The organism is Agromyces luteolus, from assembly GCF_009729855.1.
GTDB classification, from domain to species: domain Bacteria; phylum Actinomycetota; class Actinomycetes; order Actinomycetales; family Microbacteriaceae; genus Agromyces; species Agromyces luteolus.
On sequence record NZ_WODA01000008.1, the window covers coordinates 108,099 to 123,523 of the forward strand.

Below are 15,425 nucleotides of genomic sequence, written 5' to 3' on the forward strand. Positions count from 1 at the left end.
GCCGACGGCACCCGCCCGTCGCCGCGCGCCGCGGGAGCGCGGCGCGGCCGTAGGCTGAGGGGATGCCGCGACGAATCCGCAGCACGGCGCTGCCCGAGTGGCGCGACCCGCAGTCGGTGTTCCTCGCCATCGCAGCGGATGCCCCTCGCGTGGCGTGGCTCGACGGCGGCGACGACGCGACCGAGGGTCGGAGCGTGATCGCGATCGCGGCCGCAGACTCGCCCGTCGTGCGGGCGGGCGGCACGTCCTCGCCGGATGCCGTCTACGCGGCGCTGGCCGACGGGGTCGGCGGTCTCGACGACGCCGGGGTGGCGGCCGGTCGAGCGGCCGTCGGATGGCACGGATGGTTCGGGTACGAGTTCGGCGCCCGCACGCTCGGCGTGCCTGCCGCGGACTCGGGAACCCCCGAGGTCACGTTCTTCCTCGCGGATCGCGTGATCGTCTTCGAGCACGCCGCGCGCACCGTGCGACTCGAGTGGATCGAGGACGCCGCCGCCGGCGCGGCCGGGGCCGACGAGTGGGTCCGGCGTACGACGCTGCGGATCGACGGGATCGGTTCGTCCGCGCCATCCGCCGACGACTCGACACCGCCGCCGCCGCCGAGCGCGGTGCCGGCGCGGACGCGATGGCGCCACTCGCCCGACGAGTACCGGCGCATGATCGCCGAGTGCCAGGCGGCCATCACCCGCGGCGACGCGTACCAGCTGTGCCTCACCAACCGCGTCGACGTCGACGTGCGACCCGACCCGGTGACCGCGTACCTCGCGCTCCGCGCCTCGAGCCCGAGCCACCACGGCGGATTCGTCCGCATCGACGACGTGGCGCTCCTCAGCGCCTCGCCCGAGCAGTTCCTGCTCGTCGAGCCCGACGGCACGGTGGCCACGAAGCCCATGAAGGGCACGCGGCCGCGGTCGGCCGATCCGGCGACGGATGCCGCGCTCCGCGCCGAGCTCCACGCGAGCGAGAAGGAGCGCGCGGAGAACCTCATGATCGTCGACCTCATGCGCAACGACCTCGGCCGCATCGCCGAGCTCGGCACGGTCCGCGTGCCGCACCTGCTCGAGGTCGAGGAGTACCCGCACGTGCACCAGCTCGTCTCGACGGTGACGGCGCGGCTGCGGCATCCGCTCACCGCCCTCGACGCCGTGCGATCGGCGTTCCCCGCCGGCTCGATGACGGGCGCGCCGAAGCTGTCGGCCATGACGATCCTGCACGGACTCGAGCGGGGTCCGCGCGGGGTGTACTCGGGGGCGTTCGGATGCCTCGGGGTCGACGGCACCGCCGACCTCGCGATGGTGATCCGCTCGATCGTGCTGACGCCCGACGGGGCGTCCATCGGCACGGGCGGCGGGATCACGGCGCTCTCCGACCCCGACGAGGAGGTCGAGGAGACCCGCATCAAGGCGCGCGCGCTCATCGCGGCGCTCGGCGGCGAGGCGCCGGACGCCTGGACGGGCCGGTCGGGCGGGCCGGAACCGTCGGCCTCGCCGGCGTGAACGCCCGGCGCGAACGCCCGACGCACCCCTCCGGGCATTGAGTAGGCTTGACCCTCGGGCGCCCGTCGCGCGCGCCCGTATCCGGGCGTCTCGCCCGACCCCCCGCGCATCACGATTGAGAGTCACGTGGCACACGAGCAGGACACCCCCCAGGCCGAGGCAGGCACCTACGACTTCGCGACGATCCAGGCGAAGTGGGGTCCGGTGTGGGAGGAGCTCGAACCGTTCCGCGCGGCGCAGCCGGGGGACACGCGCCCCCGCAAGTACATCCTCGACATGTTCCCGTACCCGTCGGGCGACCTGCACATGGGCCACGCCGAGGCGTTCGGCTTCGGCGACGCCGCTGCACGCTACTGGCGTCACCAGGGCTTCGACGTGCTGCACCCGATCGGCTGGGACTCGTTCGGCCTGCCCGCCGAGAACGCGGCGATCAAGCGCGGCGCCGACCCGAAGGCGTGGACCTACGCGAACATCGAGCAGCAGAAGCGCTCGTTCAAGCAGTACGCGCCGTCGTTCGACTGGACTCGCGAGCTGCACACGAGCGACCCCGAGTACTACAAGTGGAACCAGTGGCTGTTCCTGAAGCTGTACGAGAAGGGCATCGCGTACCGCAAGGACGGCCAGGTCAACTGGTGCCCGGTCGACCAGACCGTGCTCGCGAACGAGCAGGTCGTCGACGGCCACTGCGAGCGCTGCGGCGCCGTCGTGACGAAGAAGGCGCTGACGCAGTGGTACTTCCGCGTCACCGACTACGCCGACCGCCTGCTCGACGACCTGAACCAGCTCGAGGGCAAGTGGCCGAACAAGGTCCTGACCATGCAGCGCAACTGGATCGGCCGCTCGTCGGGCGCCGACGTCGACTTCGCGATCGAGGGGCGCGACGAGCCCGTCACGGTGTTCACGACGCGCCCCGACACGCTGTACGGCGCGACCTTCATGGTCGTCGCGCCCGACTCGGCGCTGGCTGAGGAGCTGGCCGCGGGGGCGCCCGACGAGGTGCGTGCCAGGTTCGACGAGTACCTCAGCTCGGTGCGCGCCGAGAGCGACATCGACCGCCTCTCCACCGACCGCCCGAAGACCGGCGTCTTCCTCGAGCGCTACGCGACGAACCCGCTGAACGGCGAGCGCCTGCCGATCTGGGCGGCCGACTACGTGCTCGCCGACTACGGCCACGGCGCGATCATGGCCGTGCCCGCGCACGACCAGCGCGACCTCGACTTCGCCCGTGCGTTCGAGCTGCCCGTGCGCGTCGTGGTCGACACGAACGCGCCCGTGACCGGCGTCATCCCCGTCATCCCGGTCGACGAGCACGGCGTGCCGCTGCCGATGGACGACCTGCCCACGCTCGACCCCGCCGGGACGGGCATCGCCCTCGCCGGCGAGGGCCGTCTCACGAACTCCGGCCCCCTGAACGGCCTGAGCAAGACGAACGCGATCCGTCGCGCGATCGAGATCCTCGAGGAGCGCGGCGTCGGCCGCGCCGCGAAGAACTTCCGGCTGCGCGACTGGCTGATCTCGCGCCAGCGGTACTGGGGCACGCCGATCCCGATCATCCACTGCGAGCACTGCGGCGAGGTGCCGGTGCCCGAGGCCGACCTGCCGGTGCGACTGCCGGATGCCGCGGGGCTCGACCTCAGCCCCAAGGGTGCGAGCCCGCTCGGTGCCGCCGAGGAGTGGTCGCGCGTGACGTGCCCGGACTGCGGTCGCGAGGCGCGCCGCGACTCGGACACGATGGACACGTTCGTCGACAGTTCGTGGTACTACTTGCGCTACCTGAACCCGAACGACGACGCGAAGGCGTTCGACCCGGCCGAGGCCGAGAAGTGGATGCCGGTCGACCAGTACGTCGGCGGCGTCGAGCACGCGATCCTGCACCTGCTCTACTCGCGCTTCGTCACGAAGGTGCTCTTCGACCTCGGCTACCTCGGGTTCACCGAGCCGTTCACGTCGCTGCTCAACCAGGGCATGGTCATCATGGACGGCACCAAGATGTCGAAGTCCAAGGACAACCTGGTCGAGTTCGCGTCGGAGCTGTCGGCGCATGGCGCCGATGCGCTGAGGGTCACGATGGCCTTCGCCGGTCCGCCCGAGGACGACATCGACTGGGCCGACGTCTCGCCCGTGGGTGCGGCGAAGTTCCTCGCGCGCGCCTGGCGCATCTCGGGCGAGGTCACCTCGAGCCCCGACGTCGAGTGGAAGTCGGGCGACCCTGCGCTGCGCCGCGTCACGCACCGGCTGCTGGCGGATGCCCCGGGCCTGGCCGAATCGTTCAAGTTCAACGTCATCGTGGCGCGCCTCATGGAGCTCGTGAACGCCACGCGCAAGGCCATCGATTCCGGACCCGGCGCCGGCGATGCGGCCGTCCGCGAGGCCGCCGAGGTCACCGCGATGATCCTCGACCTGTTCGCGCCGTACACGGCGGAGGACATGTGGGAGCGGCTCGGTTACGAGCCCACGGTCGCGAACGTCGTGTGGCGCAAGGCCGACCCGGCGCTCCTCGTCGAGGAGTCGGTCACGGCGATCGTGCAGGTCGACGGCAAGGTGCGCGACCGTCTCGAGGTCTCGCCGAAGATCGGCGCCGACGAGCTCGAGTCGCTCGCTCGGGCCTCGTCCGCGGTGACCCGCTCGGTCGGCGACCGCGAGATCGTCAACGTCATCGTGCGCGCGCCGAAGCTCGTCAACATCGCCACGCGCGGCTAGGGTCGTCGCCGCACCGAGTCGTCCTCCACATCGAGACGCTCGGGGCGGCGCACGCCCGGCGGCGTCGAGCATCCGTTCCGGGCCGTGCCGCGACGTAGCGTCGCGACGTGACCGACGAACCCGCTCAGGACCAGCTCGCCCCGCTCGCGGGCGCGCGTGCCCGCCCGCGAGCGCGCGTGGCCGTCGGCGCCGCGGTCGTGCTGTTCGTCGCCGCGGTCGCAGCGTCGGCGATCCTGTCGTTCGCGTCGGGCGGCGGGGGAGCGCAGGGCGAGATCGTCCGGGCCGACATCGACGGCGTCGCAGGCTCGACCGGCGACGGGACGGCCGGCGGTGGCGCGACCGCCGGAGGCGCGACCGCGACCGCGACCGCGACCGGCGCGACGATCGCGGCTCCGGCGATCCTCGTGCACGTGCTGGGTGCCGTCGCAGAGCCGGGCATCGTCGAACTCCGGCCCGGCGCGCGCGTCGTGGACGCGATCGGCGCGGCGGGGGGACTCGTGGACGAGGCCGATCCCGCAGGGGTGAACCTCGCGCGGGTGCTCGTGGACGGCGAGCAGCTCGTCGTCCCGCGCGAGGGGGAGGTGCCGCCGCCTGCGACGGCCGTCACGGGCGGGCAGGCCACCGCGGCGAGCGGCGGTCGGGTCAGCCTCAACCAGGCGGATGCCGCCGCGCTCGACACCCTGCCCAGGATCGGGCCGGCCCTCGCGCAACGGATCATCGACTGGCGGGAGGCGAACGGGCCGTTCACCGACGTCTCGCAGCTGACGGAGGTGGCCGGCATCGGCGATGCCGTCTACTCCGGGCTGGTCGACCTCGTGAGCCTCTGAGTGCGCGGCGCGCACGACCTCAGGCTCGTCGCGCCGGCGGTCACGGCCTGGGCGGCCGCGTGGTCGGCGACGAGCGCGCCCGATGCCGGGGTGCCGAGCTGGGTGGCACCGCTCGTGGGGTGGTGCGTCGCGTCGGTCGCCCTCGGGGCCGTGCTGACCCTCCGGCACGGCCGGCGCGGCGATCGCCGTCGCCGCGTCGACCATGGCGGACCTGGACCAGCGCCAGTGCTCCGCGCCGCGGCCGCGGTGCTGCTCGCCGCGTCGGCCGCGGGCCTCGTCGCGACCGCTGCGTGGAGCGCGCTCGAGCATCGCGCACCCGGCGTCGTCGCAGAAGCGGCGTCGTCGCGCACGGAGGTCCGCGCGAGCGTGCGGCTCGATGCCGCGCCCCGTCGCGCGAGTGCGACGCCGTGGTCGGGGGAGCCGAGGTTGCGCGCGGCCGCGACGCTCGTCGACCTGACCATCGACGGGGCCCGGACCGCGGTTCCACCGATCCGCGTCGACCTGGCGTTGCCGGGCGACGTGGACGGACTGGGCTTCGGGTCGGCCGTCGTCGTCGAGGGCCGACTCGCCGAACTGCCGTCGTCCTCGCGTGCGGCCTTCCGCCTGTCCGCCTCGAAGATCGTCGGAACGGGACCTGCGCCGCCCTGGTTCGCGTGGACGCATCCGCTGCGCGAAGGACTCGCCGAGGCGTCCGCCGGGCTCGGCGGCGACGGGGGCGCCCTCGTGCCCGGCCTCGCGATCGGAGACACATCGCGAGTCTCCGACGAGCTGGAGTCCGCCATGACGACCGCGTCGCTCACGCACCTGACTGCTGTGTCCGGCGCGAACTGCGCGATCATCACCGCGGCGGCGTTCTGGGCCGCCGGGCTCGCCAGCCTCCCGCGGACCGGGCGCGTGGTCGCGGCCCTCGTCGCGCTCGGCGGGTTCGTCGCGCTCGTGACGCCGGAAGCCAGCGTCGTGCGGGCGTCCGCGATGGCGATCGTCGTGCTCACCGCCTGCGCGACCGCTCGGGCGGCGGGCGGCATGCACGCCCTCGGCCTCGCGGTCGTCGCGCTGCTCGCGCTCGACCCGTGGTACGCCGCCGACGCCGGATTCGCGCTCTCCGTGTGCGCGACGGGAGGCCTGGTGCTGCTGTCGCGGCCGCTCGCGACGGCCCTCGGGCGATGGATGCCGCCGCCGATCGCCGCCGTCGTGGCGATTCCGCTCGCTGCGCAGCTGGCGTGCCAGCCCGTCCTCGTCCTGCTCGAGCCGGTGATCCCGGTCTACGGCGTGCCGGCCAACCTCCTGGCGGCGCCCGCCGCTCCGATCGCGACCATGGCGGGACTGCTCGGCTGCCTCCTGCTGCCCGTGCTGCCGTCCGTGGGTCTCGCGGCGCTCCAGGTGGCCTGGGTACCCGCAACGTGGATCGCGCTGCTGGCGCGGGGGGTCGAGGGCATGCCGTTCGCCGGGCTGCCCTGGCCGCCCGATGCCGTCGGCGCGGTGCTCGCGACGATCGCGATCGGCGCCGGACTCGTCCTCGCGTGCGGGCCCCGTCGAGCGGTGAGCCGCACCTGGCGAGCCGTGCGACGGGCGTCCGTCGTGGCACTCGGTCTCAGCGTCGCCCTGCCGGTCGGACTCGCCACGGGGCCGCCGCTGCTCGCGAGCGCGTCGCGCCCGGCCGACTGGGATGTCTGGCAGTGCGACGTCGGGCAGGGCGACGCCATCCTCGTCCGCAGCGGGGACGCCGTGATGCTCGTCGACGCCGGTCCGGACGCGGAGGCGCTCCAGGACTGTCTCGCGAGCGCGGGCGTCGATCGACTCGACCTCGTCGTGCTCACCCACTGGGACGCCGACCACGTGACCGGAACGTCCGCGCTCGCGGGAAGGGTCGCGACGGTGGTGCACGGACCGCTCGACGGTGCGCGGTCCGCCCGCGCGCTCGAGCCGCTCGTCGACGCCGGCGCGACGCACGCCGAGGTCGTCGCCGGAGCGACCGGCACGATGGGCGACGCCCGGTGGCGGGTGTTCTGGCCGCGACCGGGTGCCGTGCCCGGGAACGATGCGAGCGTCGTGCTCGACCTCGTCACGCCCGAGTACCGAGCGCTCTTCCTCGGCGACCTCGGCCGCGAGGCGCAGGACGCGATGCGCCGTTCGACGGAGCTCGGCCGTGTCGATCTCGTGAAGGTCGCCCACCACGGCAGCGCCGACCAGAGCGCCGAGCTCTACGGCGAGCTCGCGGCCTCGGTCGGGCTGATCGGCGTCGGCGCCGACAACGGGTACGGGCACCCGACGGCCTCCGTGCTCGACGCGCTCGAATCCGCTCGGACGGTGCCGGTGCGGAGCGATGTCTCGGGTGACGCCCTGCTCCGGGCCATGCCCGGTGGCTTCGAGCTGTGGTCCGAGCGCGTCGTCGGTGTCGCGGGTGCTCCGTAGACTGGACCGGCACGAGGGAAGGGAGCGCCGTGGCGGCACGTCCGGTCACAGCAAGGTCGAAGACCGCGATCCCGCAGCTGGGGTGGAGCGAAGCTCGACCGGCGCCGGTCGTCCTCGTCTCCGGCGGTGAGGACGTGCTCGCGGAGCGCGCGCTCACGATGCTGCGCGAGACGCTCCGGGCGGAGGACCCGTCGCTCGAGGTCAGCGACCTCGAGGCCGACGGGTACACGCGGGGCACGCTGCTCACGCTCGCGAGCCCATCGCTCTTCGGCGAGCCGCGGCTGATCCGGGTCACGGGCGTCGAGAAGTCGAGCGACGAGTTCCTGCTCGACGCGCTCGAGTACCTCGCGGCTCCCGCCGAGGGCACGACCGTGGTGCTCCGCCATCGCGGCGGCAATCGCGGCAAGAAGCTGCTCGACGCGCTCCGCGCGGGCGAGGGCGGCGGCATCGAGGTCGTCTGCGCCGAGCTCAAGCGCGACGCCGACAAGCAGGACTTCGCCGCGGCCGAGTTCCGGATCGCGGGTCGGCGCATCGCCCCGGCCGCACTCCGCGCCCTCGTCGGTGCATTCAGCGACGACCTCGGCGAACTCGCGGCGGCCTGCCGGCAGCTCATCGCCGACGCCTCCGGCGACATCGACGAGGCGACTGTGCGCCGGTACTACGGCGGGCGCGTCGAGACCAGCGCCTTCGAGGTCGCCGACGCGGCGATCGCCGGCCGTCACGGCGACGCGCTGATCGCCCTCCGGCACGCGCTCGACTCCGGCGCCGACCCGGTGCCGATCGTCGCGGCCTTCGCCATGAAGATCCGCACCATGGCGAAGGTCGCGGGTTCGCGCGGCGCGTCCGCCTCCTCGCTCGGCCTCGCGCCGTGGCAGGTCGACCGCGCGCGGCGCGACCTCGGCGGATGGAGCGACGAGGGCCTCGGCGTCGCTGTGCAGGCGCTCGCTGCGGCCGATGCGGCGGTGAAGGGGGCCGAGCGCGACCCGGTCTTCGCCCTCGAACGACTGGTCGGCATCATCGCCGCACGCGGCCGCGCCCTCGCCTGAACCGCCGGCCCCGGAACGACGAAGGCCCCCGCACCTCACGGTGCGGGGGCCTTCGGACGACGCTCGGATCAGAGCGCGGCGACCTGCTTCGCGATGGCCGACTTGCGGTTCGCGGCCTGGTTCTTGTGGATCACGCCCTTGCTCGCGGCCTTGTCGAGCTTGCGGTTCGCGACGCGGAGGGCGGCGGTGGCCTTCTCCTTGTCGCCCTCGGCGATGGCCTTGCGGGTGGCGGTGATGACGGTCTTGAGCTCGCTCTTCACGGCCTTGTTGCGCTCCTGCGCCTTCAGGTTGGTGCGGATGCGCTTGATCTGCGACTTGATGTTTGCCACGTGGTTCGTCTTTCGTGTGTTCTGCGGGTACCGGAGTTGCCGCAATCGGTAGAGGGGCCGTCGCGGCGCATCGTGCGGGGTGGGACCCACACGCAAGCCAACAGGCAACGATACCAGCAACGCCCGGGCGGCGGCAAAGCGGAACGGCGTCGAAGCGCGCGTCACGCGGTCCCGGTGGCCGACGCATGACGCAGCGCACGCAGTTCGAGTTCGGCCACCGCGCCGAGCACGGCTGCGGTGAACTCCTCGGGTCGGGCGAGGCTCACGAGGTGGGTGGCGCCCTCGATGTGCACGAGCCGGCCGTCGGCGGCGGCGCGGAGCATCCGACGCTCCTCGAACCGGAAGTGGTCGTAGCGCCCGTTGACGAACCAGATCGGCACCTCGACGGCCGCGATCGAGGCCTCGAGATCGAGTTCGCCCACCGCGGTGATCGCCGGACGCATGACGTCGAGCGCGACTCCGCCCGCCACGATGTCGTCGACCGCGGCGGCGGAGAGGAAGAGGCGTGCCATCCGGTCGTTGAGCGCGCGGCCCCGGTCGGGCAGCCGGCCGATCGCGTCGGCGAGGCGCAGGTAGCCGTGCAGCCCCGCGCCGCGCGGCCGGGTGCCGCACGACGCGGCGACGAGCCCGTCGAGGCCCTGCGGATGCCGCGCCGCGAACTCGATCGACAGGTATCCGCCGAGGCTCAGGCCCACGAGCAGCCGCGGCACCCCGGGGACGGATTCGCCCAGTGCCTCGCCGATCGTGTCGAGCGCGTCGTCGAGCGTGAACGGCTCGCCGAGCCGGGCGCCGTGGCCCGGGAGGTCGACGGGCACGACCTCGAGGTCGTGCCGTCCGAGCCGCTGCACCTGCCCGCGCCACATCGTCGCCGAGGTCCGGATCCCGTGGACGAGGACGACGCGGGCGCGCGGCATCCGTCAGCCCGCCCGGATCGCCCCGAGCTCGCGGGCCCGCGCGACCGCGGCGGTGCGCGACCCGACGCCGAGCTTGGTGAAGATGTGCACGAGGTGCGACTTCACCGTCGCCTCACTGAGGAAGAGCGACTGGCCGATCTCCCGGTTCGTCCGCCCGGCGGCCACGAGCGCGAGCACCTCGGCCTCGCGCACCGTCAGGCGCTGGTCGCCGGCGCGCTGCGACTCGTCGAGCCGCGAGGCGACCGTCGGTGCGAGCGCGGACTCGCCGGCCGCCGCGGCCCGGATCGCCGCGACGAGCTCGCCGGGCGGGGCGTCCTTCAGGAGGTACCCGCTCGCGCCGGCCTCGATCGCGCCGAGGATGTCGGCATCCGTGTCGTAGTTGGTGAGGACCAGCACGCGCGGGGCGTTCGGCATCGAGCGGATCCGGCGGGTCGCGTCGACGCCCTGGAGCGCGCCCGGGAACTGCAGGTCCATCAGCACGAGGTCGATGCCCGGCGTCTCGGCGATCCGGACCGCGTCCTCGGCGCTCGCGGCCTCGGCCACGACGTGGAGGTCGTCCTCGGCCTCGAGGAGCGCGCGCATGCCGGCGCGCACGACGGGGTGGTCGTCGCTGAGCAGGAGCCCGATCATGCGGGGACCACCGGGATCCGCACGGAGAGGGCCGTGCCGCCGCCGGGGGTGGACTCGACGTCGACGGTGCCGCCGAGGCTCTCGGCGCGGCGGCGGATGGCGCGGAGTCCGAACGACGGCGCCGTCTCGTCGTCGCCCGTCAGCGCGGACGGATCGAACCCGACCCCGTCGTCGACGACGTCGAGCGCGACCTCGTCGCCGAGGTAGCTCAGCGTGAGCTCGGCGCGCCCGGCGTCGGCGTGCTTGACGACGTTCGAGAGCGAGCCCTGCGCGAGCCGGAGGAGGGTCGCCTCGATCGACATGGGCAGCGGCACCGGGTGGCCGCTCAGGGAGAACGCGATGCGCGTGCGGGTGCCCGCCTGGCGGGCCTGCTCGTTCGTGGCGTCCGCGAGGCGCCGCAACGCGCCGGGCAGCGTCTGCTCGTCGAGCGCCGGCGGCGTGAGCTCCCGGATGAAGCGCCGCGTCTCCTGGAGGTTCTCGGCCGCCGTCTCGCGGGCGAGGCGGAGCTTGTCGCGCGTGCCGTCGTCGGCGACGTCGCGCTCGGCCGCGTGCAGCAGCATCTGGATGCTCGACAGTCCCTGCGCCACGGTGTCGTGGATCTCGCGCGCGATGCGCTCGCGCTCGGCGAGCGTGCCCGCCTCACGGCTGGCCGCGGCGAGTTCCTCGCGGGTCGCGAGCAGGTCGAGGATGAGCGACTGGCGCTCGCGCGTCTCGACGGCCATGGCGCGGTAGCCCAGCCCGATGATGACCGCCACTCCCGCGGAGATGAGCGGCCCGAGCACGCTGCCGACCTCGAAGCCGAGCTGCGAGGTCGAGCTCCACACGCTGATGAGGAAGGTCACCCCGACGAGGGGCACCGCCCAGCGGGCGGGGAGGACGTGGAGCTCCAGGAAGAAGAGCGGGAACGCGAGGAACGCCGCGTCGGGCGTCAGCGCGCTGAGCCCGAGCCACAGGCCGAGCAGCATCACCAGCCACGCCGCGCGCATCCACGGCGTGACCACCGAGTGCGCCGTGACGACGCCGACGAGGTAGGCGCCGATGAAGGCGATCGAGAGGATCGAGATGGCGACGAGCTGCTCGCCGCCGGCGATCACGGCCCGAGCCAGCACGAACATCGTGAGGCCGACCACGAGGACGTGGAGGCCGACCCGCAACGAGACGAAGACGGGTCGCAGTGCGGACGGTCGGACCCGTCCGACGAGTGGGGCATCGAGCACGGTCATGGTGCGTTTCAGCGTAGTCCGGGGGCCCTCGGGCGGCATCCGTCGAAAGGAGGATCTCCCGCATGGGAGAATCGACAGGATGTCTCCGAGAGCTGCTGCCCCACTGGTGCCCGCCGCCACCGATCCCGCGCTGATCCGCAACTTCTGCATCATCGCGCACATCGACCACGGCAAGTCGACCCTCGCCGACCGCATGCTGCAGATCACGGGCGTGGTCGCGGAGCGCGACATGCGCGCCCAGTACCTCGACCGCATGGACATCGAGCGCGAGCGCGGCATCACCATCAAGAGCCAGGCCGTGCGCATGCCGTGGGCCCTTCGACAGGCCGAGGGACCGGAGCAGCCGTACGCCCTGAACATGATCGACACCCCCGGGCACGTCGACTTCAGCTACGAGGTGTCCCGCTCGCTCGCCGCGTGCGAGGGCGCGATCCTGCTGGTGGATGCCGCGCAGGGCATCGAAGCGCAGACGCTCGCGAACCTGTACCTCGCGCTCGAGAACGACCTCGAGATCATCCCCGTGCTGAACAAGATCGACCTCCCCGCGGCGGAGCCCGAGAAGTACGCGCGCGAACTCGCCGACCTCATCGGCGGCTCGCCCGACGACGTGCTGCGGGTCTCCGGCAAGACGGGCATGGGCGTCGAGGACCTCCTCGACCGGGTCGTCGAGCGCATTCCCGCGCCGACGGGGAACGCGGATGCCCCGGCGCGGGCGATGATCTTCGACAGCGTCTACGACAGCTACCGCGGCGTCGTCACCTACGTCCGCATGGTCGACGGCCAGCTGAACCCGCGCGAGCGCATCCAGATGATGTCGACGAAGGCGACCCACGAGATCCTCGAGATCGGGGTGAGCTCGCCCGAGCCCACCCCGACGAAGGGCCTCGGCGTCGGCGAGGTGGGCTACCTCATCACGGGCGTGAAGGACGTGCGCCAGTCGAAGGTCGGCGACACGGTCACGAGCGCCGCGAAGCCCGCGGCCGAGCCGCTCGCCGGGTACACCGAGCCGCTGCCCATGGTGTTCTCGGGCCTCTACCCGATCGACGGCAGCGACTACCCCGAGCTGCGCGAGGCGCTCGACAAGCTCAAGCTGTCGGATGCGGCGCTCGTGTACGAGCCCGAGACGTCGGTCGCGCTCGGCTTCGGCTTCCGCTGCGGGTTCCTCGGCCTCCTGCACCTCGAGATCGTCACCGAGCGGCTCCGCCGCGAGTTCGACCTCGACATCATCGCGACCGCGCCGTCCGTGGTCTACGAGGTGACGACCGAAGACAAGAAGTCGGTCACGGTCACCAACCCGAGCGAGTTCCCGACCGGCGGCAAGATCGCCGAGGTGCGCGAGCCCATCGTGAAGGCCGCGATCCTCGCGCCGAAGGACTACGTCGGCACCATCATGGAGCTCTGCCAGTCGCGTCGGGGGACGCTCCTCGGCATGGAGTACCTCGGCGAGGACCGCGTCGAGATCCGCTACAACATGCCGCTCGGCGAGATCGTCTTCGACTTCTTCGACAACCTCAAGTCGAAGACCGCCGGGTACGCATCGCTCGACTACGAGCCCGCCGGCGACCAGGCCGCCGACCTCGTGAAGGTCGACATCCTGCTGCAGGGCGAGCAGGTCGACGCGTTCAGCGCGATCGTGCACCGCGACAAGGCGTACGCCTACGGCGTGCTGATGACGGGGCGCCTGCGCGAGCTCATCCCGAGGCAGCAGTTCGAGGTGCCGATCCAGGCGGCGATCGGTGCGCGCATCATCGCGCGCGAGTCGATCCGCGCCATCCGGAAGGACGTCCTCGCGAAGTGCTACGGCGGTGACATCACCCGCAAGCGCAAGCTCCTCGAGAAGCAGAAGGAGGGCAAGAAGCGCATGAAGATGGTCGGCCGCGTCGAGGTGCCCCAGGAGGCGTTCATCGCCGCCCTGAGCGGGGAGACCGAGAAGAAGGACGCCAAGAAGTAGGGGGAGCGATGACCCGGCGAAGCACGTTCACCGACCAGTCGGTGACCTATGGCGCGATCGGCGCGACGCTCGACCCCGACCTGCTGCGGTATCCGCCGGCCGGGTTCACGCCGTCGGAGGACTCGGTGCGACTGGGCTCCGGGCGGGAGCGCTTCGACGCCTCGGCCGATGCGCTCATGACGTGGGGCATCCAGCAGGGCGCCGGCTTCACGGTGGTCGACCCGTCGCCCGGCACGGGCGCCCAGTACACGGGCCTCGCCTACGACGAGGCCGGAGCACCGCTCGCCGAGCAGCCCTCGCCCCGCGTCGAGCAGCGTTTCGGCCCCGACGGCACGCCGTACGTCAGCGCCGGGATGACCGCGACGCTGAGGCGGCGCGGGCGCCTGCGCACGCGCTCGACCCCGGTGCTCGTCGTCTACGTCGTCGACGAGCCGAACCGGATCGGCTTCGCGTACGGCACCACCGGTGACGCGTCGGAGAACGGCGAGGAGTCGTTCATCCTCGAGCACCGCGACGACGACTCGGTGTGGCTCACGATCCGGTCGGCGTTCGAGCCGAACGGCGGCCTGCGACGCGTGTTCGGACCGCTCGTGCGCCGGCGGCGACGGGAGCTCACGAAGCGGGAGCTCCGCGCGCTGCATCCCGCATTCCCGGTCTGATGGCCGGACCCCTGCCGATCGCCGACCCGGCACCGGCCGACGGCCTGCTCCCGGCGAGCGCGACGACGGATGCCGCGTCCCGCGTGTTCGGCGTCTACCTGCACGTGCCGTTCTGCCGCGTGCGGTGCGGCTACTGCGACTTCAACACGTACACGTCGGGGGAGCTGCGCGGCGCCCGGCAGGAGGACTTCGCCCACCAGGCCGCGGCCGAGGTCCGGTTCGCACGCGACGTGCTCGAGGCATCCGGCGCCCCCGACGGCCCCGCGTCGACCGTGTTCTTCGGCGGCGGCACGCCGACCCTGCTGCCGGCCGCCGACCTCGTCAGGATGCTCGGCGCGGTGCGCGACGCGTTCGGCATCGCCGGCGGCGCCGAGGTCACCACGGAGGCGAACCCCGACTCGGTCGACGCCGACGACCTGCGGCGCCTCGCCGACGGCGGGTTCACGCGCGTCTCGTTCGGCATGCAGTCGGCCGTGCCGCACGTCCTCGCGGCGCTCGACCGGACCCACGACCCGATGCGGATCCCGCTCGTCGTCGGCTGGGCGCGCGAGGCGGGCCTCGACGTCAGCCTCGACCTGATCTACGGCACGCCGGGGGAATCGCTCGCCGATTGGCGCACGAGCCTCGGGGCGGTGCTCGCCGAGCGGCCCGACCACGTCAGCGCCTACGCGCTCATCGTCGAGGACGGCACGAAGCTCGCCCGGCGGATCCGCCGCGGCGAGCTCGCGGCCGTCGACGACGACCTCGCGGCCGACATGTACGAGCTGGCCGACGAGATGCTCGTCGAAGCGGGCTACGAGTGGTACGAGGTCTCGAACTGGGCGACGGATGCCGCGCACCGGTCGAGGCACAACCTCGGCTACTGGAGGGGCGACGACTGGTGGGGCGTGGGTCCCGGCGCGCACAGCCATGTCGGAGGAGTCCGCTGGTGGAACGCCAAGCACCCCGCGGCGTACGCCGAGCGGCTCGCTGCAGGCGTGTCGCCCGCGGTCGGCCGCGAGAGCCTCGACCACGCGACGCGCGAGACCGAGCGCGTGCTCCTCGCGACGCGCATCCGCGAGGGCGTCGAGGTCTCGAGCCTGCACGCCGGCGGCCGGCACGCCGTCGCCGGCCTGATCGCCGATGGGCTCGTCGACGCGCGAACCGCCCTCGCCGGGCGGCTGACGCTGACCCGGCGAGGGCGGTTGCTGGCGGACGCCGTCGTGCGGCGCCTGCTGGAGACGGTGTTCGAGTAGCGC

General features: G+C 73.0%; 12 protein-coding genes. 8 read left to right on the forward strand and 4 right to left on the reverse strand.

Features of this window, described 5'->3' with window-relative positions:
* The first annotated feature begins 62 nt into the window (after positions 1-62).
* The 5 genes from pabB to holA all read left to right on the forward strand — a co-directional run bounded on the left by pabB (position 63) and on the right by holA (position 8,481).
* The gene (gene pabB, locus GLX25_RS06390; protein WP_155841459.1) at positions 63-1,496 is read left to right on the forward strand and encodes an aminodeoxychorismate synthase component I; all 1,434 of its coding nucleotides are present in this window, start codon (positions 63-65) and stop codon (positions 1,494-1,496) included.
* Between the two features lie 126 nt (positions 1,497-1,622).
* Entirely contained in the window at positions 1,623-4,196 is a 2,574-nt protein-coding gene (leuS, locus tag GLX25_RS06395; protein ID WP_271192449.1) for a leucine--tRNA ligase, read from the forward strand.
* A gap of 107 nt (positions 4,197-4,303) precedes the next feature.
* A complete protein-coding gene (locus GLX25_RS06400; RefSeq protein ID WP_271192448.1) occupies positions 4,304-5,023 on the forward strand; it encodes a ComEA family DNA-binding protein in 720 nt (239 codons plus the stop codon).
* Positions 5,024-7,435, forward strand: coding sequence for a ComEC/Rec2 family competence protein (locus GLX25_RS06405; protein ID WP_155841460.1), 2,412 nt, complete (start codon positions 5,024-5,026; stop codon positions 7,433-7,435).
* Between the two features lie 29 nt (positions 7,436-7,464).
* On the forward strand, positions 7,465-8,481 hold the full coding sequence (gene holA, locus GLX25_RS06410) for a DNA polymerase III subunit delta (protein ID WP_166548527.1): 1,017 nt from the start codon (positions 7,465-7,467) through the stop codon (positions 8,479-8,481).
* Positions 8,482-8,549: 68 nt separating this feature from the next.
* Here the strand turns inward: holA and rpsT are convergent, their stop codons facing one another.
* The 4 genes from rpsT to GLX25_RS06430 all read right to left on the reverse strand — a co-directional run bounded on the left by rpsT (position 8,550) and on the right by GLX25_RS06430 (position 11,577).
* Positions 8,550-8,810, reverse strand: a complete 261-nt coding sequence (rpsT, locus tag GLX25_RS06415; protein WP_166548528.1) for a 30S ribosomal protein S20 — start codon at positions 8,808-8,810, stop codon at positions 8,550-8,552.
* Positions 8,811-8,971: 161 nt separating this feature from the next.
* The gene (locus tag GLX25_RS06420; RefSeq protein WP_155841462.1) at positions 8,972-9,724 is read right to left on the reverse strand and encodes an alpha/beta fold hydrolase; all 753 of its coding nucleotides are present in this window, start codon (positions 9,722-9,724) and stop codon (positions 8,972-8,974) included.
* Between the two features lie 3 nt (positions 9,725-9,727).
* A complete protein-coding gene (locus tag GLX25_RS06425) occupies positions 9,728-10,354 on the reverse strand; it encodes a response regulator (protein WP_155841463.1) in 627 nt (208 codons plus the stop codon).
* Positions 10,351-11,577, reverse strand: a complete 1,227-nt coding sequence (locus GLX25_RS06430) for a sensor histidine kinase (protein WP_155841464.1) — start codon at positions 11,575-11,577, stop codon at positions 10,351-10,353. Before GLX25_RS06430 ends, GLX25_RS06425 begins: the two co-directional genes overlap by 4 nt.
* A gap of 79 nt (positions 11,578-11,656) precedes the next feature.
* On the opposite strand from GLX25_RS06430, the gene lepA reads away from it, so the two are divergent.
* The 3 genes from lepA to hemW are packed head-to-tail and all read left to right on the forward strand — an operon-like array spanning position 11,657 to position 15,422.
* A complete protein-coding gene (gene lepA / locus GLX25_RS06435; protein WP_155841465.1) occupies positions 11,657-13,528 on the forward strand; it encodes a translation elongation factor 4 in 1,872 nt (623 codons plus the stop codon).
* A gap of 8 nt (positions 13,529-13,536) precedes the next feature.
* Positions 13,537-14,187 (forward strand): DUF1990 family protein, encoded by a 651-nt coding sequence (locus tag GLX25_RS06440; protein WP_155841466.1) that lies wholly within the window; start codon positions 13,537-13,539, stop codon positions 14,185-14,187.
* Complete coding sequence (gene hemW / locus GLX25_RS06445; protein ID WP_155841467.1) at positions 14,187-15,422, forward strand: radical SAM family heme chaperone HemW; 1,236 nt, start codon at positions 14,187-14,189, stop codon at positions 15,420-15,422. Before GLX25_RS06440 ends, hemW begins: the two co-directional genes overlap by 1 nt.
* The last annotated feature ends 3 nt before the right edge of the window (positions 15,423-15,425 follow it).